Raw genomic sequence first — 21331 nt, forward strand, 5'->3', positions numbered from 1 at the left:
GCTTTGTCCTACGTGGCGATGGGGGTCCCCCCGCTCGAGCGAGGCCGAGGGCGGGGGAGGCACCCGTCGGCGCCGGGCTGCGCGACCCACCGCCCAGCACCCACCCGGGGCACCTATTCGGACGACGTCGCCTTCAGGGCGAGCCACAGCTCCATGCGCACATCCGGGTCGTCCAGAGAACGCCCCAGGATCTCCTCCACCCTCCGCATCCGGTACCGCAGCGTGTGCCGGTGCACCCCCAGGTCGGCCGCCGCCGCGTCCCACTGGCCGTGCCGGGAGAGCCAGGCCCGCAGGGACGCGACCAGGTCACCCCGGCCCGTCGCGTCGTGCTCGTGCAGGGCCCGCAACAACCCGTCCGCGAACGCCTTCACCGCGTCGTCCGCCAGCAACGGCAGTACCGACCCCGCCGCCAACTGCTCGTGCTCCACCAGCACCCGCCCCCGCCGCCGGGCCACGGACAACGCCTGTTCGGCCTGCTTGTAGGCGGCCGCCGCGGCGATCGGCCCGGCCGGCGCCGACAGTCCCACGACGAGGTCGCCCTCCTCGGCGGTCCCCTGCTCCGGCACCGCCCGCGCGGCCTCCAGCCCCGCCGCGTACTCCGCGCAGGCGGCCACCGCGGCACCCCCGTCCGCGGCGAGCACCACCAGTCGCTCCCCCTCGGGCACGACCAGCACGGCCTCCCCGGCCCGGGCCGCCGCGGACTCCACCGTCTCCGCGAGGCCGCCCAGCCGGTCACCGCCCGTGTCGGCGGCGGCGAGCGCGGAGGCGACGATCATCCGGAAGGGCGCGTCGAGGAGCCCGCCGTACAGGTCTCCGGCGACGGCCCGGGCGTGATCCGGTTCCCCGGCGAGCAGCATCCGCAGCACGGCCGCGCCGACCCGCTGCTCGGCCGCCTGCAGCGACCGCGACCGCTCGGTGGTGAGGGTGAGCAGCGCGATGGCGGAGTGGACGGCGTACCGCTCGGCGGTGCCGAGGGCGGAAGCGGTGCCCACGGCGAGCGCCGCGCGCGGGCGCCGCCCGGTGCCGAGGGTGTGCAACTCGACCCGGTCCTCGTTGTCGGGGCCGCCGACCACCGACGAGGCGGGCGCGGGCCGGTCCCGCAGCCGCTCCACGTCCGCGGTGAGCCGGGCCGCCCGCCGTCCGGCCCACTCCGGCGCGGTGGCGACCACGGCGCCCGAGGCGTCGTACAGCGCCGCCCAGCCGTCGACCTGCGCGGCGAGCGCGCCGAGCAGCCCCTCGGGGCCGGCGTTCAGCGCCTGCTTGGTAAGCTCGCGCTGGGCGGCGAATCCGGCCGTGACCGCCCGGTACTGGTCGGCGGCGATGGCCGCGGACACCGCCTTGCTGATCGCGAGGAAGGGGGTGCGGCGGGGCACCTCCAGCAGCGGCAGCCCCTCCTGTTCGGCGGCGTCGACGAGGGCCTTGGGGATCTCGTCGTAGTTGACCCCGACGGCGAAGCCGAGCCCGACGACGCCCGCCCCGACCAGCCGCTTCACGTACCGCCGCATCGCCTCCGGGTCCTCGGCGTCCAGCTTGAGCGCGGTGATCAGCAGCAGCTCCCCGCCCTCCATGTAGGGCACGGGGTCGGCGAGCTCGCTGACGTGCGCCCAGCGGACGGGCACGTCGAGTCGGTCCTCGCCCGCGCGCACGGTGAGTTTGAGCGCGGAGTGGTGGACGAGCGAGGCGAGCGTCGGGGGCATGGGGCCTTCAGGTCTGGGGAGATCGGGTGATCATTGTGATCTATTGGCCGCTGCGTATGAACGGCCTATGCCGATTCTGCCTCACCGTACGGTCGCCCGCTGACCTTGTGGTCACACCTCAGCCACGCAGATCCACCAGCAGCGGCGGGGCGTGCTCGCCCTTGACGTTCGTCAGCGACAGCACCGCGTGCCCCGGCGGCACGGCGTGCGCCAGTTCGGACGCGGACCACCGCTCCCGCTCGACCTGCCGGACGGTCACCGCCCGCGCGGTCGGCGCCTTGCCGGTGATCACCCGGCGCAGCACGTGCACGGCCTTGCCGGCCGGGGTCTCGGCGATGATCTGCCGGTCGGTGACGTCCCGCGTCTCGGTCCACTCCTTGCCCCACACCTCGGCGAAGTCCTGCCCGTCCCACGGCGTGAGCCCGGACAGCGCCATCCGGCATCCCGTGGCCCCGAGCAGCGGCCCGCGCAGCGGCCGGGGTACGTCGTCCAGCGTGCGCAGGGTGACCACGACCCCGGCGTTGACCGACCGCAGCCGCTGGATCCCGCGGACCGCCTCCGGGGTGACCACGCCGGAGGCGTCGTCCAGCAGCAGGCCGGCGAACAGCGACCGGTCGTCCCGTACCGCGACGCTCGCCGTGAACTGGGCGAGCACCAGCCGGGCCAGGATCCGCGAGGCGTCCGCGTGCCCGCGCTCGGGCAGGTCGATGCGCACCCGCACCGGGTGGTCCAGGGCCTTGAGGGAGAACGGCCGCGACTGCCCGGAGGTGTCGAAGAACCCGGCGAAGGCTGGCCGGTCGAGCAGCGCGATCCGGTCGGCGAGGACGGTCCCGACGTCCCCCGGGTGGCTCATCTGCCGCTCACGCGCGTCCAGTTCCCTGATCAGCGACTCGTGCCCGGTGTCGTGCAGGGCCTTGCGCAGCGCGGCCAGCGCGCCGGGCGTGCCGTCGAGGAGCTGCCGCAGCTCCGGTACGGAGGGGAAGCGGCCGTGGACCGCCCGGAACGGGCCGAGCAGCTGGGCGAGGACGGTGGTGGAGCGGCGGCTGTCGCCGCCCGGGTGCGGGTCGGCGAGGTCGCCGACGAGGGCCTCGGCCAGTATGGCGGCGGCCTCGTCGGGGTCGGTGGTGCCGCCGTACAGGTCGAGGTCGTACGCCGACTCGGGGTGGGCGACGCGTACGACGACGTCGTAGGCGTCGGCCGGGCCGATCCCGGCGCCGGCCGCGCCGACCACCACGACGGCGGCCCGGCCGGCGAGGGCGTGCAGGCACAGCGACTCGGCGAGGGGCCGCACGATGCTGCCGGTCTTGCCGGACCCGGCCGGGCCGACGGCGAGCAGCGAGGTGCCGAGCAGGTCGGGGCCGAGGGCGAGGCCGGTGCCGCGGTAGTGGTACGGGTTGCGCGGGTCGTCGGCGGTGGTGCCGAGCCGTACCTGCCCGGTGACCAGGTCGTGCCGGGCGTGCCGGGCCGGGAGGTCGCGGTCCCCGGAGGGGTGCGGGCAGGCGGCGGCGCCGTCCTTCACCACGGCGCCGCGGAAGGAGGCGAGGCTGTGCCGGCCGTGCTGCACGCCCTGCCAGGCGCGGCTGATCCGGGCGTGGTCCACGTCCCGCATGAGCCCGGCCCGGGCCTCGGCGGCCAGCCGGTCGGCGGCGTCGGGGGCCCCGGCGGCCCGCAGGTGGGGCCATGCGGCGGGGTCCTCCTCGGGGGCGGGCGGACGCTCGTCCACCTGGGTGGCCGGGCCCCAGGCGGGCGGGCCGAAGCGGCGCCAGACCTCGCCCCAGCGGCCGAGCCGACCCACGACGAGCATGATGGCGACGGCGATCAGCGTGTAGTAGCTGTACCAGAGGATGGCGTTGCCGACACGGTCGTTGCCCTGGCGCCAGGAGTCGGGGGTGAACAGTTCGAGGGGCAGCACCCACCAGCCGCCCAGATAGCCGTTCCACAGCAGCGACCACACCAGCCACCCCACCAGGAACGCGATCAGCGCCCCGCTCAGCAGCTGCCGCGTCGGGATCTGCTCCGGTTCCTCCTCCGGCCTGGGCCGGTGCCCGTACCGCCACACCCCCGGCGCCGCCTGAGGCCTGGGCGCCCTCAACCAGGCCAGGAACGCCGAACCGTCCGGCAACGGTGGCACCCCGGGCGGCGCCGAGGGCCTCGGCGGCACAGCGGAGTGTTCCGGCGGCCCCGCCGGACGCGGCACAGGATTCGCATGCGTACCCCGCACGTCCCGCGTCCCGTCGCTGTCCATCGCCCTTGCCCCCTGACCAGCCGTTCCGTCCACCATCAGCGAGTCAATCTAACGCCCCGGCCTGGGGAGTTCACCGCTTACGCGGCCGAGAGAACGTACGGATGCCCTTCCGGGGCACCATGTCCACCACGGACAACCGGACTCCCTGACAACGCCCACATGGAGCATGCCCAGCCCCCGCTCCCCGTCCTAGCCTGCGAGAAAGGACGGAAAGAACCGCAAGACCCCCAGGAGCCCCCCATGAGCGCACTTCCGCAGGAGCGCCGCGTCGTCACCGCCATCCCCGGTCCGAAGTCGCAGGAGCTGCAGGCCCGTCGTACCGCCGCGGTCGCGCAGGGTGTGGGCTCCGTGCTGCCCGTGTTCACCACGCGCGCGGGCGGCGGCATCATCGAGGACGTCGACGGCAACCGGCTGATCGACTTCGGCTCGGGCATCGCGGTGACGAGCGTCGGCGCCTCCGCCGAGGCCGTCGTACGCCGGGCCTCCGCCCAGCTGCAGGACTTCACCCACACCTGTTTCATGGTCACCCCGTACGAGGGCTACGTGGAGGTCGCCGAGGCCCTCGCCGAGCTCACGCCGGGTGACCACGCCAAGAAGTCCGCGCTGTTCAACAGCGGTGCCGAGGCCGTGGAGAACGCCGTCAAGATCGCGCGGTCGTACACCAAGCGCCAGGCCGTGGTCGTGTTCGACCACGGGTACCACGGGCGCACCAACCTCACGATGGCGCTGACCGCCAAGAACATGCCGTACAAGCACGGATTCGGGCCGTTCGCGCCCGAGGTGTACCGCGTGCCGGTGGCGTACGGCTACCGCTGGCCGACCGGCCCGGAGAACGCCGGCCCCGAGGCCGCCGCGCAGGCCATCGACCAGATCACCAAGCAGGTCGGCCCGGACAACGTGGCCGCGATCATCATCGAGCCGGTGCTCGGCGAGGGCGGCTTCATCGAGCCGGCGAAGGGCTTCCTGCCGGCCGTCCGCCAGTTCGCCGCCGACAACGGCATCGTGTTCGTCGCGGACGAGATCCAGTCCGGCTTCTGCCGCACCGGCCAGTGGTTCGCGTGCGAGGACGAGGGCATCGTCCCCGACCTGATCACCACCGCCAAGGGCATCGCCGGTGGTCTGCCGCTCGCCGCCGTGACCGGCCGCGCCGAGATCATGGACGCCGCGCACGCGGGCGGTCTGGGCGGCACCTACGGCGGCAACCCGGTCGCGTGCGCCGGTGCGCTCGGCGCGATCGAGACGATGAAGGAGCTCGGCCTCAACGCCAGGGCGAAGAACATCGAGGCGATCATGAAGGGCCGCCTCACCGCCATGGCAGAGAAGTTCGACGTCATCGGTGACGTCCGTGGCCGCGGCGCCATGATCGCGATCGAGCTGGTCAAGGACCGTACGACGAAGCAGCCGAACCCGGAGGCGACCGCCGCGCTGGCCAAGGCCTGCCACCAGGAGGGACTGCTGGTCCTGACCTGTGGCACGTACGGCAACGTGCTCCGCTTCCTGCCCCCGCTGGTCATCGGCGAGGACCTCCTCAACGAGGGCCTCGACATCATCGAGCAGGCGTTCGCACGCATCTGAGCGGCTGGTCCGCACCTCCGAAGGACCTGGACAGGGCCCTTGCGGCAGGCCGTGTGAAGAAGGTGTGCGAGGTGGATGACGGGACGCGATTCGGTCTGTTTTGGCGCCACCCCCTGCCGTAGGTTCTACCCAGATGAGAGATACACCCCGCCCACAGGGGACTGTGGGCGACATCAGGCCGGGGCCTCCCCAGCTTCGACCTGGTCGTGCCCTCGCGCACACAACCGGAGCCTCCGGCTCCGGATCTCCTCACCGATCGGACGGTCGCCCGCCCCAAACCCCCCGGGGCGCGCGACGTTCCGATCCGGACGGCCGCCTCGGAACCACCCCCCCTGTTCCGGGGCGGCCGACCTCCTTCCTTCTCCTCCTTCTCCTGGGCCTTCCGGCCCTCTTTTTCGCGTTCATCACCTGGCAGGTCGTGTCCGACGGCCCGCTGGTGCGTCTGGACGAGCGGCTGAGCAGCGCCGTCGTCCACCCGGACCGCACCTCGGAAGTCCTCGCCGGCCTCGGCGACGTCCAGGTCGCGGTGCCGGTCCTCATGGCCGTACTGGTGTACGTGGCAGGGCGGGGCCGTGCCACCGGTACAGACCGCTGGTGGCTGCCGCCCACCGCGGCGGCCCTCCTGATGGCGCTGGTCCCGGTGGTCGTCGTACCGCTGAAGCACTGGACCGCCCGCCCCGGGACCCCGGTCGTGCCGCCCGGCGTCGGCTACTACCCCTCCGGCCACACGGCCACGGCCGCCATCGCGTACGGCTCGGCGACCCTGCTGCTCCTCCCCGGGCTCCGCTCACCCCTGGCCCGTCGCGCACTGGTCGCCGCCTGCGCCGCCCTCGTGCTCGGGGTCTCCTTCGGGCTGGTCCGGCACGGCTGGCACTGGCCACTGGACGTCGTGGCCAGCTGGTGCCTGTGCGCGGTGCTGCTGTCCTCGTTGTGGCCGGCGTTGCGGCCGCCCGTTCGCCTCCGCGCTAGCTGTCGAACCCCAGCCCCAACCGGTCCATCGCCCTCAGCCACAGATTGCGCCGCCCGCCGTGGGCGTCCGCGCGGGCCAGGGACCACTTCGTGAGGGCGATTCCGGTCCAGGCGAAGGGCTCGGGCGGGAAGGGGAGGGGCTTCTTGCGGACCATCTCCAGGCGGGTGCGCTCCGTCTCCTCGCCGTCCAGCAGGTCGAGCATCACGTCGGCGCCGAAGCGGGTGGCGCCGACGCCGAGGCCCGTGTAGCCCGCCGCGTAGGCCACCTTCCCCTGGTGGGCGGTGCCGAAGAACGCCGAGAAGCGGGAGCAGGTGTCGACCGCGCCGCCCCACGCGTGCGTGAAGCGGACGCCCTCCAGCTGCGGGAAGCAGGTGAAGAAGTGCCCGGCGAGCTTGGCGTAGGTCTCCGGGCGGTCGTCGTACTCGGCGCGGACGCGGCCTCCGTAGGGGTAGATCGCGTCGTAGCCGCCCCAGAGGATGCGGTTGTCGGCGGACAGGCGGAAGTAGTGGAACTGGTTCGCCGAGTCCCCGAGGCCCTGGCGGTTCTTCCAGCCGATCGACGCCAACCGGTCCGTGCTCAGCGGCTCGGTCATCAGCGCGTAGTCGTAGACCGGCACGGTGTACGAGCGCACGCGCCGCAGCAGGCTCGGGAAGATGTTCGTGCCGAGCGCGACCCTGCGGGCGCGGACCGAGCCGTACGGAGTGCGTACGGCCATGCCGGCGCCGTACTGCTTGAGGGTGAGAGCGGGCGTGTGCTCGTACACCCGCACGCCGAGCTTCAGGCAGGCCTTCTTCAGACCCCAGGCCAGCTTGGCCGGGTGGAGCATGGCCACGCCCCGGCGGTCCCACAGGCCCGCCTCGAAGGTGGGCGAGTCCACCTGTTCGCGCACGGCGTCGGCGTCCAGGAACTCGATGCCGTCCGCGAGGCCCTTGTCCTGGAGTTCCCGGTGCCAGTCGCGCAGTTCCCGGGCCTGGTACGTCTCGGTGGCGACGTCGATCTCGCCGGTGCGTTCGAAGTCGCAGTCGATTCCGTGCCGGACGATCGCCGCCTCGATCTCGTCGAGGTTGCGCTCGCCCAGCTTCTGGAGGGTCTGGATCTCGTCCGGCCACCGGGTGAGGCCGTTGGGCAGTCCGTGCGTGAGGGAGGCGGCGCAGAAGCCGCCGTTGCGGCCCGAGGCGGCCCAGCCCACCTCACGCCCTTCCAGCAGGACGACATCCCGCTGCGGGTCGCGCTCCTTGGCGTTGAGCGCGGTCCACAGTCCGCTGTAGCCGCCGCCGACGACCAGCAGGTCGCAGGTATCGGCGCCGGTGAGCGCGGGCTCGGGGTGGGGTTTGCCGGGGTCTTCCAGCCAGTACGGGACCGGCTGCGCCTCCGAAAGAGAGGCGATCCAGTTGTCCTTGCCATGACTCATGGCGCTCGGGGCCATGATTTCAACTCCCCACAGAGTTCTTGCGGTTACGCCTTCTGCTTGGTACGGCGGTTGGTGACGACCATCGAGGCCAGCACGAGCAGGACGGCGACCAGGAACATGGCCGTACCGATGACATTGATCTGAACGGGCGTTCCGCGCTGCGCCGACCCCCACACGAACATGGGGAACGTGACGGTCGAGCCCGCGTTGAAATTGGTGATGATGAAATCGTCGAAGGAGAGCGCGAACGACAGCAGCGCGCCAGCGGCGATTCCGGGGGCCGCGATGGGCAGGGTGACCCGCAGGAACGTCTGCGCCGGTCCGGCGTAGAGGTCCCGGGCCGCCTCCTCCAGGCGCGGGTCCATCGACATCACGCGCGCCTTGACCGCGGTGACGACGAAGCTGAGGCAGAACATGATGTGCGCGATCAGGATCGTCCAGAATCCCAGCTGAGCACCCATGTTGAGGAACAGGGTGAGCAGCGAGGCCGCCATGACGACCTCGGGCATGGCCATGGGCAGGAAGATCAGCGAGTTGACGGCGCCCCGCGCCCTGAAGCGGTAGCGGACCAGCGCGAAGGCGATCATCGTGCCGAGGACGGTGGCGCCGGCCGTCGCCCACACGGCGATCTGGAGACTGAGGGACAGCGAGCCGCACATGTCGGCGACCCCGCACGGATCCTTCCAGGCGTCCGTGGAGAACTGCTGCCATTCGTAGTTGAAGCGCCCCTTCGGTTCGTTGAAGGAGAACACCGTGACGACGACGTTCGGGAGCAGGAGATATCCCAGGGTCAGGAGTCCCGCGATCACGACCAGATGGCGCTTGAGCCAGGTGACAAGTGGCATTTAGAGCAGATCCTCCGTCCCGGACCGGCGAATGTAGATCGTGACCATGAGGAGAATCGCGGCCATGAGGATGAAGGACAGCGCAGCGGCCGTCGGGTAGTCGAGGATCCGCAGGAACTGCGTCTGGATGACGTTGCCGATCATGCGGGTGTCCGTGGAGCCGAGGAGCTCGGCGTTGACGTAGTCGCCGGCCGCCGGGATGAAGGTCAGCAGCGTGCCGGAGACCACGCCCGGCATCGACAGCGGGAAGGTGACCTTGCGGAAGGTGGTCCAGGGCCTGGCGTACAGGTCACCGGCCGCCTCGTGCAGCCGCCCGTCGATGCGCTCCAGGGAGCTGTACAGCGGCAGGATCATGAACGGCAGGAAGTTGTACGTCAGGCCGCACACCACGGCCAGCGGGGTGGCCAGGACGCGGTCGCCCGCCGTCCAGCCGAGCCAGTTGGTGACGTCCAGGACGTGCAGCGTGTTGAGGGCGCCGACGACCGGGCCGCCGTCGGCGAGGATCGTCTTCCAGGCGAGGGTGCGGATCAGGAAGCTGGTGAAGAACGGCGCGATCACCAGGATCATGATCAGGTTCCGCCAGCGGCCCGCGCGGAAGGCGATCAGGTAGGCCAGCGGGTAGCCCAGCAGCAGGCACAGCAGGGTCGCGGCGGCGGCGTAGAAGACCGAGCGCAGGAACTGCGGCCAGTACGCGCCGAGCGCGTCCCAGTAGGTCGCGAAGTGCCAGGTGACCTTGTAGCCCTCCTCCAGGGAGCCCGTCTGCACGGACGTGGAGGCCTGGTAGATCATCGGCAGCGCGAAGAAGACGACCAGCCAGAGGATGCCGGGCAGCAGCAGCCAGTACGGCGTGAAGCGGCCGCGTTTGCGCGGCGGCTTCTTCTCGGACGCGGCGGGGGCGAGAGGCGGGGGCGCCTCGGTGAGGGTCGACATGTCTACGCGGCCTCTTCCTCGACGCTCTCCACGCCGGCGTCGATGTCCTGCGCCGCGTCCAGGCCGAAGGTGTGGGCCGGGTTCCAGTGCAGGACGACCTCGGCGCCGGGCAGGAGCCGGGCGTCGCGGTCGATGTTCTGGGCGTAGACCTCGAACTCGGGGCAGACGGGGCTGTCGATGACGTACTGCGTGGAGACGCCGATGAAGCTGGAGTCGGCGATCGTGCCGGTAATGCGATTGCGGCCCTCCGGGATCGCGCCCGCGTCGTCGGCGTGCGTGAGCGAGATCTTCTCCGGGCGGATGCCGACCAGCACCCTGCCGCCCGTGGCCGTCGGCGCGGAACAGCGCGCCTCGGGGAGCACCAGCTTGCCGCCGCCCGCCTTCAGGACGATGTCGTCGCCGCTCCTGGTGTCGACCTCGGCCTCGATGAGATTGGAGGTGCCGAGGAAGTTGGCGACGAACGTGGTGTTCGGGTTCTCGTAGAGGTCGGTGGGCGAGCCGAGCTGCTCCACGCGGCCCGCGTTCATCACGGCGACCGTGTCGGCCATCGTCATGGCCTCCTCCTGGTCGTGCGTGACGTGGATGAAGGTGATGCCGACCTCGGTCTGGATGCGCTTGAGCTCCAGCTGCATCTGGCGGCGCAGCTTGAGGTCGAGGGCGCCGAGGGGCTCGTCGAGGAGGAGCACCTTGGGGTGGTTGATCAGGGCGCGGGCGACCGCGACGCGCTGCTGCTGGCCGCCGGAGAGCTGGTGCGGCTTCTTGCGCGCCTGTTCGCCCAGCTGGACGAGCTCCAGCATCTCCCCGACCTGCTTCTTCACGCTCTTGATGCCGCGCCGGCGCAGGCCGAAGGCGACGTTCTCGAAGATGTCGAGGTGTGGGAAGAGGGCGTAGGACTGGAAGACGGTGTTCACCGGCCGCTTGTATGGCGGCAGGTGGGTGACGTCCTGGTCGCCGAGGTGCACGGTGCCGGAGGAAGGTTCCTCCAGACCGGCGATCATGCGCAGGGTGGTGGTCTTGCCGCAGCCGGAGGCGCCGAGCAGGGCGAAGAAGGAGCCCTGCGGGACGGTCAGGTCCAGCGGGTGCACGGCGGTGAAGGAGCCGTAGGTCTTGCCGATGCCGGAGAGGCGGACGTCGCCGCTGCTGTGTGTCGTCGTCTTCATCGTCGTCACGCCCCTGTGAGCTTCGCGAACTTCTCTTCGTAGGCCGTCTCTTCCTTCTGGCTCAGGGAGCGGAAGGCGTGGGACCGGGCCTGCATGGCCTTGTCGGGAATGATCAGCGGGTTGTCCGCCGCCGCCTTGTCGATCTTCACAAGGTAGGGCTTCACTCCGTCGACCGGAGTCACGTAGTTGATGTAGGCGGCGAGGGCTGCGGCCTGCGCGGGCTCGTAGTAGAAGTCGATCAGCCGCTCGGCGTTCGTCTTGTGACGGGCCCTGTTGGGGATCAGCAGGTTGTCGGTCGACGTCATGTATCCGCTGTCGGGGATGACGAAGTCGACGTCCGGGCTGTCCGCCTTGAGCTGGACGACGTCACCCGCCCAGGCGATGCAGGCCGCGAAGTCGCCCTTGGTGAGGTCGGACGTGTAGTCGTTGCCGGTGAAGCGGCGGATCTGGCCCTTGTCGACGGCCTTTTGCAGGCGGGCGATCACCGCGTCGTAGTCGTCGTCGGTGAACTTCCCGGGGTCCTTGCCCATGTCGAGCAGCGTCATGCCGATGCTGTCGCGCATCTCCGACAGGAAGCCGACGCGGCCCTTCAGCTTGGGGTTGTCGAGCAGGTCGGAGACCGACTTCACCTCGATGCCGTCGAGCGCCTTCTTGTTGTAGGCGATGACGGTCGAGATGCCCTGCCAGGGGTACGAGTAGGCGCGGCCGGGGTCCCAGTCGGGGTTGCGGAACTGCGCCGACAGGTTGGTGTAGGCGTGCGGCAGGTTGGCGGGGTCCAGTTTCTGGACCCACCCCAGGCGGATCAGGCGGGCGGCCAGCCAGTCGGTGAGGACGATGATGTCGCGGCCGGTGTCCTGGCCCGCGGCGAGCTGCGGCTTGATCTTGCCGAAGAACTCGTTGTTGTCGTTGATGTCCTCGGTGTACTTGACCTGGACGCCGGTCCGCCTGGCGAACGTCTCCAGCGTCGGGTGGTGCTTGCCGCTGTCGTCGACGTCGATGTACTCCGTCCAGTTGGAGAAGTCGACGACCTTCTCCTTCGCCGAGTGGTCCTCGGCGGACGTACCGCCCTGGGTCTTTCCTGCCGCGGGGATCCCGCAGGCGCTCAGCGCCCCGAGTCCGCCGGCCGTCAGCGCGCCGCCCGCGGAGGCGCGCAGCAGCGAACGGCGGGTCATGGCCGCCCGGCCGCCTCGGAGGCTGCGCCGTATCGCGGCCGCTTGGGCCGGGGTCAGGCGGTCGGGCTCGTACTGCTCCATGCGCGTGGTGCCCTTTCGGGAAGGAGGGTTCGGCCTGCCGTGGTCGGCGGCAGCGCCGGTCGTCGCTATCGGTCCCCGAAGATCGTGCGGTGCCAGTCCTTGCGGGCAACCGCCGTGTTGTCGAACATTACGTGCTTGACCTGGGTGTATTCCTCGAACGAGTACGCCGACATGTCCTTGCCGAAGCCGGACTGCTTCAAGCCGCCGTGCGGCATCTCGCTGATGATCGGAATGTGGTCGTTGACCCAGACGCAGCCCGCCTTGATCTCGCGGGTCGCGCGGTTCGCGCGGTAGACGTCCCGGCTCCACGCGGAGGCGGCGAGGCCGTAGGGGGTGTCGTTGGCGAGGCGGATGCCTTCATCATCATCGTCGAAGGGGAGAACGACCAGTACGGGCCCGAAGATCTCCGCCTGGACGACCTCGCTGTCCTGCGGCGCTCCGGTGATCAGGGTCGGCCGGTAGTAGGCGCCCTTCCCGAGCTCCCCCCGCGGGGCCTCGCCGCCGGTCACCACGCGTGCGTAGCCGCGCGCCCGGTCGACGAAGGCGGCGACGCGGTCGCGCTGGACGTGCGAGATGAGCGGGCCGAGGTCGGTGCCGGGGGCGAAGGGGTCGCCGAGCCGGACGCTCTCCATGAGGGCGGCGGTCCGCTCGACGAACGCCTCGTACAGCGGGCGCTGCACGTACGCGCGCGTGGCGGCGGTGCAGTCCTGGCCCGTGTTGATGAGCGCGCCCGCGACCGCGCCGTGGACGGCCGCCTCCAGGTCGGCGTCGTCGAAGACCACGAAGGGCGCCTTGCCGCCCAGTTCCAGGTGGAGGCGCTTGACGGTGGCGGTGGCGATCTCGGCGACCCGCTTGCCGACGGCGGTGGATCCGGTGAAGGAGGTCATGGCCACGTCGGGGTGACCGACAAGGTGCTCGCCGGCCTCCTTGCCGGTGCCGGTGACGATGTTGATCACCCCGTCCGGGATGCCCGCGTCGGTCGCCGCCTGCGCGAACAGCAGCGAGGTCAGTGGGGTGAGCTCGGCGGGCTTGAGCACGATGGTGTTGCCCGCGGCGACCGCCGGGAGGATCTTCCAGGCGGCCATCTGGAGGGGGTAGTTCCAGGGCGCGATGGAGCCGACGACGCCGATGGGTTCGCGGCGGACGTAGGAGGTGTGGTCGCCGGAGTACTCACCCGCGGACTGGCCCTGGAGGTGCCGGGCGGCGCCCGCGAAGAAGGCGGTGTTGTCGATCGTCCCCGGGACGTCGAACTCCCGGGTCAGCTTCAGCGGCTTGCCGCACTGGAGGGACTCGGCGCGGGCGAACTCCTCGGCGCGGTCGGCGATGACGGCGGCGAAGCGGTGCAGCGCGTCGGACCGCTCGCCCGGGGTGACACCGGCCCAGCCCGCGAAGGCCTCCCGGGCGGCGGCCACGGCCGCGTCGACGTCGTCCGTCCCGGCCAGCTCGTACGTGTACACGTCCTCGCCGGTGGCCGGGTCGGTCACGGCGTGCGTGCGGCCGGACGTGCCCTTGGTGAGGCGGCCGGCGATGAACTGCGCGCCGTCCGCGAGACGCTCCTGCGCGGGGAATCGTTCCGGGGTGGCGGTGCCCGGGTTGTGCATGTCGCTCCTCCGTCCGGGGGGCGGGTGGCGTAGCTCCAGCTCGATTTGAGTGCCGATCCTGACAGAGGGAAGGGACTCCAACAAGTGATTCCGTTGTTGCCTTTTGGTTACGCGACGGAATCTGTCGACCAGGTGTCGAGTCGGCACGGAAAAGGGGGGACGGAGTGTCAGTGGTGCGTGCCAGACTCGCGTGCATGGGGAAGGTCGACTGCCGGAAAGCCCTGATCAGGGAAGTCCGTACGGGGGCGAAGGTCAGGTACCTGCACTTCTGGGGACACCGGCCGCGGCCGGACGGGCGGGTCGGGGCGAGCTGTCTCAGCCAGTGGTGGCCGTCGCCGTTCGTGGTGGACGGGGTGGAGTACCCGACGGCCGAGCACTGGATGATGGCCGGCAAGGCGCGGCTCTTCGAGGACGCGGAGGGGGAGCGCCGGGTGCTGGCTGCGGGGCATCCCTCGCAGGCCAAGAAGGCGGGGCGGCTGGTGCGCGGCTTCGACGAGGCGATATGGGAGCGGGAGCGCTTCCGGATCGTGGTCGAGGGCAGCGTGCACAAGTTCGCCGCGCATCCCGAGCTGCGGGAGTTCCTGCTGAACACCGGTGACCGGGTCCTGGTGGAGGCGAGCCCCGTGGACCGGGTGTGGGGCATCGGCCTCGCGGCGGACGACGAGGCGGCGATGCACCCGGAGCGGTGGCGGGGGCCGAACCTGCTGGGGTTCGCGCTGATGGAGGCGCGGGAGCGGCTGGCCGCGGGCGCCTGACGGGCGCCCCGGCTGTCTGCTGCCGGGCGGCGGCGAGGTCAGGCGGTGGCGAGGGTCAGCCGGTGGCGATGAGGAAGGCGACCACCACCAGGCCGAGGACGATGCCGGCCGCGCCGCAGATGACGCCGGCCAGGGCCTGGCCGGCGTTGGTCGCCTCACCGCGGCGGGCCTTGCCACGGCCCACCGCGCCGAAGATCACAGCCAGCACGCCGAGCACGATGGCCAGCGGCCACAGGCAGAAGCAGATCGCCGCGAGGATGCCCAGCACCAGTCCGGCCGTGCCCATCCCGTTGCTCGGCACGGGCTGCATGCCGGGCCAGCCGTAGCCCTGCTGGGCCGGGTAGCCGTACGGGACCTGGCCGGGGCCGTCGGGGGCGATGGGCGGCGGCGGGACGGTGGCGTACCGCGGCTGGGGGGCGGCCGCGGTGGGCGGGGCGAAGGGGTTCGGGGGCGGGCTCTGCGCCGTCGTCCGCGACGGTGCGGCGAAGGGGTTGGCCCATGCCGGGGGTGCCGGCGCGTCCGGGAAGGAGGTGAGTGTCCGCTCGTCGTGGACGGAGGGTGGTGCGGGGGTGCCCGCGGCGCCGGAGACGATCGTGTCACCGGGACCGGGGGCGGTGTGGGCGGCCGGGGATACCCAAGGGCTCGGTGCCGGATCGCCGGGTATCCGGTCGGCGGGCGCGTGGTCACCGGGGACCTGGCCGGCGGGTGGCGGCCAGGGATCCGGGGCCGGGTCCTCGTGACCGTTCCCCCGACGCACCTCGTCGGACATGGTGGGTGGTCCCCTCTCCTGTGCGTCCCGTCATGTTACGGCCAAGGACACGAGCCGCAGGGGCCCGGCCTACGATGATCCCCGAGTCACCGATCAGCCGATCACCCGCGCCCGGACCACGGTCCTTGGGCGCCGTTCCGGGGAGGAACCTTGACCGACTTCAGCGCCGTACCCACCGCCGGCACCGCCGACCGCGGTCTGCACGCCTTCATCGCCGGACTGCCCAAGGCCGAACTGCATGTCCACCACGTCGGCTCCGCCTCCCCCCGCATCGTCTCGGAACTGGCCGCCCGCCACCCCGACTCCAAGGTCCCCACCGACCCCGAGGCCCTGGCCGACTACTTCACCTTCACGGACTTCGCGCACTTCGTCGAGGTCTACCTGTCCGTCGTGGACCTGATCCGCACCCCGGAGGACGTCCGGCTGCTGACGTACGAGGTGGCCCGCGACCTGGCCCGCCAGCAGGTGCGGTACGCCGAGCTGACCGTCACCCCGTTCTCCTCGACCCGGCGCGGCATCGACGAGGCCGCCTTCATGGAGGCCATCGAGGACGCGCGCAAGGCGGCCGAGGCCGAGTTCGGGACCGTGCTGCGCTGGTGCTTCGACATCCCCGGCGAGGCGGGCCTGGAGTCGGCCGAGGAGACGGTGCGGCTGGCCACCGACGACCGGCTGCGCCCGGAGGGGCTGGTCTCCTTCGGTCTCGGCGGGCCCGAGATCGGCGTACCGCGCCCGCAGTTCAAGCCGTACTTCGACCGGGCCATCGCCGCCGGGCTGCACTCGGTGCCGCACGCGGGCGAGACCACGGGCCCGCAGACGGTCTGGGACGCCCTCACCGAGCTGCGCGCAGAACGCATCGGGCACGGCACCAGCTCCGCACAGGACCCCAAGCTGCTCGCGCACCTCGCCGAGCACCGCATCCCGCTGGAGGTCTGCCCGACCTCCAACATCGCCACCCGCGCGGTCCGCACCCTCGACGAGCACCCCGTCCGGGAGTTCGTGCGGGCCGGCATCCTGGTCACGGTCAACTCCGACGACCCGCCCATGTTCGGCACCGACCTCAACAACGAGTACGCCGTGGCCGCCCGCATCCTCGACCTCGACGAGCGCGGCCTGGCCGACCTCGCGAAGAACGCCGTCGAGGCCTCCTTCCTGGACGCGGCGGGCAAGGCCAGGATCACCGAGGAGATCGAGTCGTACACCTCGGCGTGGCCGGCCCGCTGACGCCCTCCACAATGGGGGCCATGCAGACCGTGACCGCCGTGGCCCACCGCGGCGACCCCTACCGCTTCCGCGAGAACACGCTCGACTCGCTGCGTTCCGCGCTCGACCAGGGCGCGGACGCGGTCGAGATCGACGTACGGCTCACCCGCGACGGCGTCCCCGTGCTGCTGCACGACGAGACGCTGAAGCGGCTGTGGGAGCAGGACCGGCCGATCGTCTCGCTGTCCGCCGAGGAGGTGCGCGGGCTGACGGGCGGCCGGGTGCCGACGCTGGTGGACGCCCTGGCCGCCGCGGACGGTGCCCGGGTGATGATCGACCTGCCGGGGCGGGCCGATACCCGGGCGGCCCGGGGGATCGTCGGCGTCGTACGCGAGTGCGGAGCGCAGGACCGCGTGTACTACTGCGCCGGCGCCGAGACGATGCTCGCGGTGCGTGCCGCGGATCCGTCCGCCGAGCTCGCCCTGACCTGGACGACGCTCGCGCCACCGCGGGCCGGGCTGCTCGACGCGGTGCGGCCGCGCTGGCTGAACTACCGCTTCGGGCTGGTGAACCACGCCCTCGCGGCCCGCGTCCACCGCGACGGCTACCTGCTGTCCGTGTGGACCCCCGACACCCGCCGCTCCCTGCGCCGCCTCCTCGGCCTCGGAGTCGACTCGATCACGACGAACCGCGTCGATCTGCTGTGCGCCCTGCGCACCGCTTAGGATCCCGCGAACGCCACCGGGGGCGCGATCGCCTGGGCGTCCGCCCCCTCCCCCACCCACAGCCGGATGAACAGGGCGGCCGTCGCCTCCAGCAGCCCCGCCCGGTCCAGGCCCCCGGCGTTCAGCGGCTCGCAGCCCACGTCGCGGGCGAGGTGCCGGACGACCGAGACGGCGGCCTCGTCGTCCCCGCACAGCGGCACCGCGAGCGGGCGGCCGGCGAAGACCGGCGGGGTCAGCCGCCAGACGTCCACGTGGCAGAGGTTGAAGGCCTTGACCACGCGGGCGGCGGGCGCGGCGGCGGCGATGCGTTCGGCCGCGGCCGGACCGCCCGCCGTGAGCAGCGCGAAGCCGGGGCCCACCGGATTGGTGCAGTCGATCAGCACCCGTCCGCGCAGCACCTCTTCGAGTTCGGCCACGACCTGGACCGCGGCCTCGTACGGCACCGCCAGCAGAACCGCGTCCGTCCCGGACTCCGCAGCTTCCCGCAGACCGCCCGAGCGGCTTCCCGCGGCCACCTCGTGCCCGGCCCGCCTCCACTGCGTGCCCAGTGCGTCCGCCATTGCTCCGTTGCCAATGATTCCTATGCGCATGACCGCGACTGTAGGAAGCCGCTCGGGCACCATTCGGTACGTGACCACCGACCAGGACTTCCTCGCCGACTGCCGTGCCCGGCTCGCCTTCGACCTGCTCGCCAACACCTGGAACGCCGTGGTGCTGTGGGCGCTGCGGGAGGGCCCGGTGCGCCACGGCGAACTGCGCGACCGCATCGGCGGGATCAGCCAGAAGGTGTTGACCGAGACTCTGCGGCGGCTGGAGTTCAACGGCCTCGTGGAGCGGCACGCGCACGGCGGCTCGCCGCCCCGGGTGGACTACGAACTGACCCCGCTGGGGCGTACGCTGCTCGCCCCGATCGACGCCTTCGGCGCCTGGGCGTTCGAGCACGGCGACGAGGTGATGGCCGCGCAGGAGCGTTACACGCGTGAACGCTGAGCCACCGTCGCCGGGTCGGCCGGGGTCGCGCGCGTGACGTACTGGGGCACCGGCGCGTCGTCCTTGCCTGTGTCGCGGACGCGGCCGTAGCGCCCGGCACCCTGCCCGGGGCCGGTCGTGACGTCCTTCTCCACCGCGTCCCAGGTCGCCGGGAAGACGTTCAGGCCGTGGTCGGCGCCCCGCTCGTTCACGGTGAGGGTGACGCTGCCGTCGAGGCAGACGTACTCGTTCTGCCACATCTGCCGGGTGCCGGGCGGCTGGACGGCGTAGCCGGTGGTCCTGTCGCCCATGCCGGTGGCGGAGCCGTCGGTGCTGCTGACGGGGTCGTCGACGTCGGCGCGCCCGTTCGGCGCCCGCCGACGACGTTGTACACCAACGGCAGCCGGCCCTCGACCAGCTCGTCCATCGCCCGCCGGTCGCCTTGCTGCGCGGCCGCGATGGCCGAGCGCCACTGCCGCCCGGCCAGGTCGCCGGTGTACCGGGAATGACAGCGCGGAGACGGAGTGACGGGCCCCGGGACAACAGGTTTTCGGCCCTTGCGGGAGGCGCGGTGGGCGATCCGCGACTCCACGATCGCCGGTTGGCCCAGCGGATCCGTCGTGGCGGCCCTCAAGCGACGGGAGCCGGAGCCGTGGTCGGCGCAGTGAGCGCCTCCAGCCGCTTGATCCTCTGCCGTACGACGTACAGCGGGACGATCCCGAACACCCCGAACGACATGTCGATGACCGACCACCAGAAGGGGATCTGACGGATCGGCCCGCAGATCAGCGCGAGCGGGATGATCCCCACGCAGGCGATCATCCCGAACTCGACGACCCAGATGTTGCGGACGGGGTCGCGGTACGGCCCGTAGAAGGCGACCGCGATGACCAGGTGGGCGAACGCCAGCCAGTCCGTGCCGTAGAGAAGGAAGGGGTAGTCGGTGTCGGCGGTGTCCAGCCCCTGCCGGACGCGTGTGATCCAGTCCGTCAGCGCCGGCAGGTGCTCGGGCACGGACAGCGACCGCAACACGTCCTCGGTCCAGCGCAGTTCGTGGACCAGCGGGAAGGCGGTGGCGCCGCTGAGCACGAGGCACACGACGAAGCAGGCCAGCCAGACGCGGATGCCCTTGAGTTGGGCGGCTCTGTCGCTCATGGCAGGAGCGTACGCCCCGAGTTGAACGTGTTCAAAACCGGGGGCCGGGCCGGGCTCGCCTACGGCGACTGGGTGGGAACGGCCGTGGGGCGTGTTGTGGGCGTGGCGGAGGGGCCGGGGTGGGTCCGTCCGGTGGGACGGGGCGCCGGGCGGGCGCTCGGGCCGGTGCTGGGCGACGCCGACGGGGTGGGTACGCCCGACGGGCTGCTCGCCGGCGGCGGGGCGAGCGGAACCGTCGGAGACACGTGCTCGTGCGAGACCGCCCGGAGGAACGGCAGCGCGACGACGACCGCGACGGCGCACGACACACCGACGCCGGCCGCCGTGCGGACCAGCCGGCGGCGGGCCGCGCCCCGGCGGGTCTCCTCGTACCGGCCGGGGGGCGGGGCGAGGTGCTCGGAGGGCGGCCGCAGGATGACGGCGAGGGGGTCGTCGGGTTCGAAGTCCGGACCGTCGTCAGAGTGTGTGATCAAGACTTCTCCTCAGGTGGGCGCGGAGCAGTTCGCGGGCCGCGTGCAGGTCGGCCTTGACGGTTCCTTCCTTGCGCCCGGTCAGCACGGCCACCTCCCGGATCGGCATGTCAGCGTAGTAGTGCAGCAGGATCGGGGTGCGCAGCCGTTCCGGCAGCGCCTGCACGAGCAGCCGGACCGACGGGTCGGCCTGCTCGGCGGGCGGGCGGACGGCCGCTTCGGCGGTGGCGCGGCGCACGGCCCGGCGCTCGCGCTCCAGCTTCCGCCAGTGGTCCCGGACGAGGTTGGCGGCGGTGACGTACAGAAAGCCCCGGGGCTCCGCCACGGACGTCCAGCGGGCCCAGAGCCGGGTGAACGCCTCCGAGGCGACCTCGTGGGCCGTCTCGTCGTCGTCGACCAGACCGCGGCACCAGCCGGCCAGGCGCGGGTAGAGGGCGGCGAACAGCTCGGCTGCTGCCTTCTCGCGGGACCGTTTCAACGCTCTCCATGGGTGGGGTGAGGGCTCTCGTGGGGAAGAGCCCGGGCCGACGGCGTACGTTCCCCGGGGGTTGCGGGCCCGTACGGTCCGCCGGCCCGGGAGCCGGGCGGCGGTCAGGAACTCGCGGCGCTCAGCACGGCGAAGACGATCACGTTGTCGAGGTAGCCGTCCCCGGTGCGGGGGCCACCGCATGTGATGAGCCGCAGCTGCGGCCGGTCCGTGTCCCCGTAGACCGCGTCCGTCGGGAAGTCCGCCTTGGCGACCGTCCGTACGGCGGTGACGGTGAACTCCGCCGACGTGCCGTTCTCCAGGCGCGCCACGATCCGGTCGCCGCGGCGCAGCCGGTCCAGGTGCCGGAAGACCCCGTCCCCGTGGGCGCCGACCGTGACGTGACCGAGGATCACCGACGGGCCGGTCTGACCCGGCGTCGGCGAGTGCCGGTACCAGCCCGCCCGGTCGTGCGCCGTGACCGGGGGCACTTGCACGCTGCCGTCCGCGCCCAGCCCCAGCTGGATGACCGGGGTGTCGACCTTGATGGCCGGTATCCGCAGCCGCACCGGGACCGAACGGGCCAGCGCGCGCACGCCGTTCGCGGCGGGCCGGGCGGGTGCGGCCGTGCCGGTGGCGGAGGGTGCGGTCGCGGCCCGGCGGGGCTTGGGCCCGCAGCCGGCGAGCAGCACGCCCGACGCCGCGGTGACGAACGCGCGCCTGGAGAGCGAGGTCATGCCCCGGTCGCCCGTCGGCGGCGTACGACAAGGAACGCCGCACCACCCGCGGCGAAGGCACCGGCGGCACCCCCGCCGATCAGCATGCCGTTCCCTCCGGAGTCCTGCGATCCGGACGCCACACCGGTGTCCGGCGCCCCCTTCGGCACGACGCCGACCTGGCCCTTGCCCGGCACGGCGCTCGGGGCTTCGGTGCCCCGGGTACTGGGATCGGCACTCGGGGCGCCACTGGCGTCCTGGCGGGCGCTCGGGACCGGGCTCGCCCCGTCGGCGAACGCCGGCACCGAGCCCGCCAGTACGGCGGTGCACGCGAGTGCTGTGGCATTGAGGACAGTTCGGCGCATGAATCGCTCTCCTTCGTCGGCCGGCCCGCCCGGTGCAGGGGTGGGCCGTGTTAC

The 21331-nt window shown here is 72.1% G+C and carries 22 protein-coding genes; 6 read left to right on the top strand and 16 right to left on the bottom strand.

Annotated features, from left to right (window positions below; all coding sequences use genetic code 11):
• Positions 1-113 precede the first annotated feature (113 nt).
• Positions 114-1697 (bottom strand): PucR family transcriptional regulator, encoded by a 1584-nt coding sequence (locus ACIBBH_RS13750; RefSeq protein ID WP_399404441.1) that lies wholly within the window; start codon positions 1695-1697, stop codon positions 114-116.
• Between the two features lie 118 nt (positions 1698-1815).
• Entirely contained in the window at positions 1816-3942 is a 2127-nt protein-coding gene (locus ACIBBH_RS13755) for an ATP-binding protein (RefSeq protein WP_399404442.1), read from the bottom strand.
• A gap of 240 nt (positions 3943-4182) precedes the next feature.
• Between ACIBBH_RS13755 and gabT the strand changes: the two genes are divergently transcribed.
• Positions 4183-5517 carry a 4-aminobutyrate--2-oxoglutarate transaminase gene (gene gabT / locus ACIBBH_RS13760; protein ID WP_399404443.1) on the top strand — a complete coding sequence of 445 codons (1335 nt, stop codon included), beginning with the start codon at positions 4183-4185 and terminating at the stop codon, positions 5515-5517.
• 163 nt (positions 5518-5680) lie between these two features.
• Entirely contained in the window at positions 5681-6580 is a 900-nt protein-coding gene (locus ACIBBH_RS13765) for a phosphatase PAP2 family protein (protein ID WP_399404444.1), read from the top strand.
• Here ACIBBH_RS13765 and ACIBBH_RS13770 read toward each other — a convergent pair.
• From ACIBBH_RS13770 to ACIBBH_RS13795, 6 genes are all read right to left on the bottom strand, one after another.
• On the bottom strand, positions 6483-7913 hold the full coding sequence (locus ACIBBH_RS13770; protein ID WP_399404445.1) for an NAD(P)/FAD-dependent oxidoreductase: 1431 nt from the start codon (positions 7911-7913) through the stop codon (positions 6483-6485). The two genes, ACIBBH_RS13765 and ACIBBH_RS13770, sit on opposite strands and share 98 nt — an antisense overlap.
• Before the next feature lie 29 nt (positions 7914-7942).
• On the bottom strand, positions 7943-8743 hold the full coding sequence (locus tag ACIBBH_RS13775; protein ID WP_399404446.1) for an ABC transporter permease: 801 nt from the start codon (positions 8741-8743) through the stop codon (positions 7943-7945).
• Positions 8744-9673, bottom strand: coding sequence for an ABC transporter permease (locus tag ACIBBH_RS13780; RefSeq protein WP_399404447.1), 930 nt, complete (start codon positions 9671-9673; stop codon positions 8744-8746).
• 2 nt (positions 9674-9675) lie between these two features.
• Positions 9676-10833 (bottom strand): ABC transporter ATP-binding protein, encoded by a 1158-nt coding sequence (locus ACIBBH_RS13785; RefSeq protein WP_399404448.1) that lies wholly within the window; start codon positions 10831-10833, stop codon positions 9676-9678.
• A 5-nt stretch (positions 10834-10838) separates the two neighbouring features.
• Entirely contained in the window at positions 10839-12086 is a 1248-nt protein-coding gene (locus ACIBBH_RS13790; protein ID WP_399404449.1) for a spermidine/putrescine ABC transporter substrate-binding protein, read from the bottom strand.
• A 65-nt stretch (positions 12087-12151) separates the two neighbouring features.
• Complete coding sequence (locus ACIBBH_RS13795) at positions 12152-13687, bottom strand: gamma-aminobutyraldehyde dehydrogenase (RefSeq protein ID WP_399404450.1); 1536 nt, start codon at positions 13685-13687, stop codon at positions 12152-12154.
• 194 nt (positions 13688-13881) lie between these two features.
• Between ACIBBH_RS13795 and ACIBBH_RS13800 the strand changes: the two genes are divergently transcribed.
• Entirely contained in the window at positions 13882-14442 is a 561-nt protein-coding gene (locus ACIBBH_RS13800) for an NADAR family protein (protein WP_399404451.1), read from the top strand.
• A gap of 55 nt (positions 14443-14497) precedes the next feature.
• On the opposite strand, the gene ACIBBH_RS13805 is transcribed toward ACIBBH_RS13800, so the two are convergent.
• Positions 14498-15211 (bottom strand): DUF4190 domain-containing protein, encoded by a 714-nt coding sequence (locus tag ACIBBH_RS13805; protein ID WP_399404452.1) that lies wholly within the window; start codon positions 15209-15211, stop codon positions 14498-14500.
• A 150-nt stretch (positions 15212-15361) separates the two neighbouring features.
• Between ACIBBH_RS13805 and ACIBBH_RS13810 the strand changes: the two genes are divergently transcribed.
• Entirely contained in the window at positions 15362-16432 is a 1071-nt protein-coding gene (locus ACIBBH_RS13810) for an adenosine deaminase (protein ID WP_399404453.1), read from the top strand.
• A gap of 20 nt (positions 16433-16452) precedes the next feature.
• The gene (locus ACIBBH_RS13815) at positions 16453-17136 is read left to right on the top strand and encodes a glycerophosphodiester phosphodiesterase (RefSeq protein WP_399404454.1); all 684 of its coding nucleotides are present in this window, start codon (positions 16453-16455) and stop codon (positions 17134-17136) included.
• Here the strand turns inward: ACIBBH_RS13815 and ACIBBH_RS13820 are convergent.
• Complete coding sequence (locus ACIBBH_RS13820; RefSeq protein WP_399404455.1) at positions 17133-17726, bottom strand: NADPH-dependent F420 reductase; 594 nt, start codon at positions 17724-17726, stop codon at positions 17133-17135. The two genes, ACIBBH_RS13815 and ACIBBH_RS13820, sit on opposite strands and share 4 nt — an antisense overlap.
• Before the next feature lie 40 nt (positions 17727-17766).
• On the opposite strand from ACIBBH_RS13820, the gene ACIBBH_RS13825 reads away from it, so the two are divergent.
• Entirely contained in the window at positions 17767-18126 is a 360-nt protein-coding gene (locus tag ACIBBH_RS13825) for a winged helix-turn-helix transcriptional regulator (RefSeq protein WP_399404456.1), read from the top strand.
• Here ACIBBH_RS13825 and ACIBBH_RS13830 read toward each other — a convergent pair.
• From ACIBBH_RS13830 to ACIBBH_RS13855, 6 genes are all read right to left on the bottom strand, one after another.
• Positions 18108-18416 carry a hypothetical protein gene (locus ACIBBH_RS13830; protein ID WP_399404457.1) on the bottom strand — a complete coding sequence of 103 codons (309 nt, stop codon included), beginning with the start codon at positions 18414-18416 and terminating at the stop codon, positions 18108-18110. The genes ACIBBH_RS13825 and ACIBBH_RS13830 overlap by 19 nt on opposite strands.
• Before the next feature lie 319 nt (positions 18417-18735).
• The gene (locus ACIBBH_RS13835) at positions 18736-19260 is read right to left on the bottom strand and encodes a hypothetical protein (protein WP_399404458.1); all 525 of its coding nucleotides are present in this window, start codon (positions 19258-19260) and stop codon (positions 18736-18738) included.
• Positions 19261-19319: 59 nt separating this feature from the next.
• Positions 19320-19733, bottom strand: a complete 414-nt coding sequence (locus ACIBBH_RS13840; RefSeq protein ID WP_399404459.1) for a hypothetical protein — start codon at positions 19731-19733, stop codon at positions 19320-19322.
• Complete coding sequence (locus ACIBBH_RS13845) at positions 19717-20208, bottom strand: RNA polymerase sigma factor (protein WP_399404460.1); 492 nt, start codon at positions 20206-20208, stop codon at positions 19717-19719. Before ACIBBH_RS13845 ends, ACIBBH_RS13840 begins: the two co-directional genes overlap by 17 nt.
• Positions 20209-20321: 113 nt before the next feature.
• On the bottom strand, positions 20322-20933 hold the full coding sequence (locus tag ACIBBH_RS13850; protein WP_399404461.1) for a class F sortase: 612 nt from the start codon (positions 20931-20933) through the stop codon (positions 20322-20324).
• Positions 20930-21277, bottom strand: a complete 348-nt coding sequence (locus ACIBBH_RS13855) for a sortase-dependent protein (RefSeq protein WP_399404462.1) — start codon at positions 21275-21277, stop codon at positions 20930-20932. Before ACIBBH_RS13855 ends, ACIBBH_RS13850 begins: the two co-directional genes overlap by 4 nt.
• Positions 21278-21331: the final 54 nt, after the last annotated feature.

The sequence above is a fragment of the Streptomyces sp. NPDC051636 genome (assembly GCF_044453765.1).
Classification (GTDB): Bacteria; Actinomycetota; Actinomycetes; order Streptomycetales; family Streptomycetaceae; genus Streptomyces.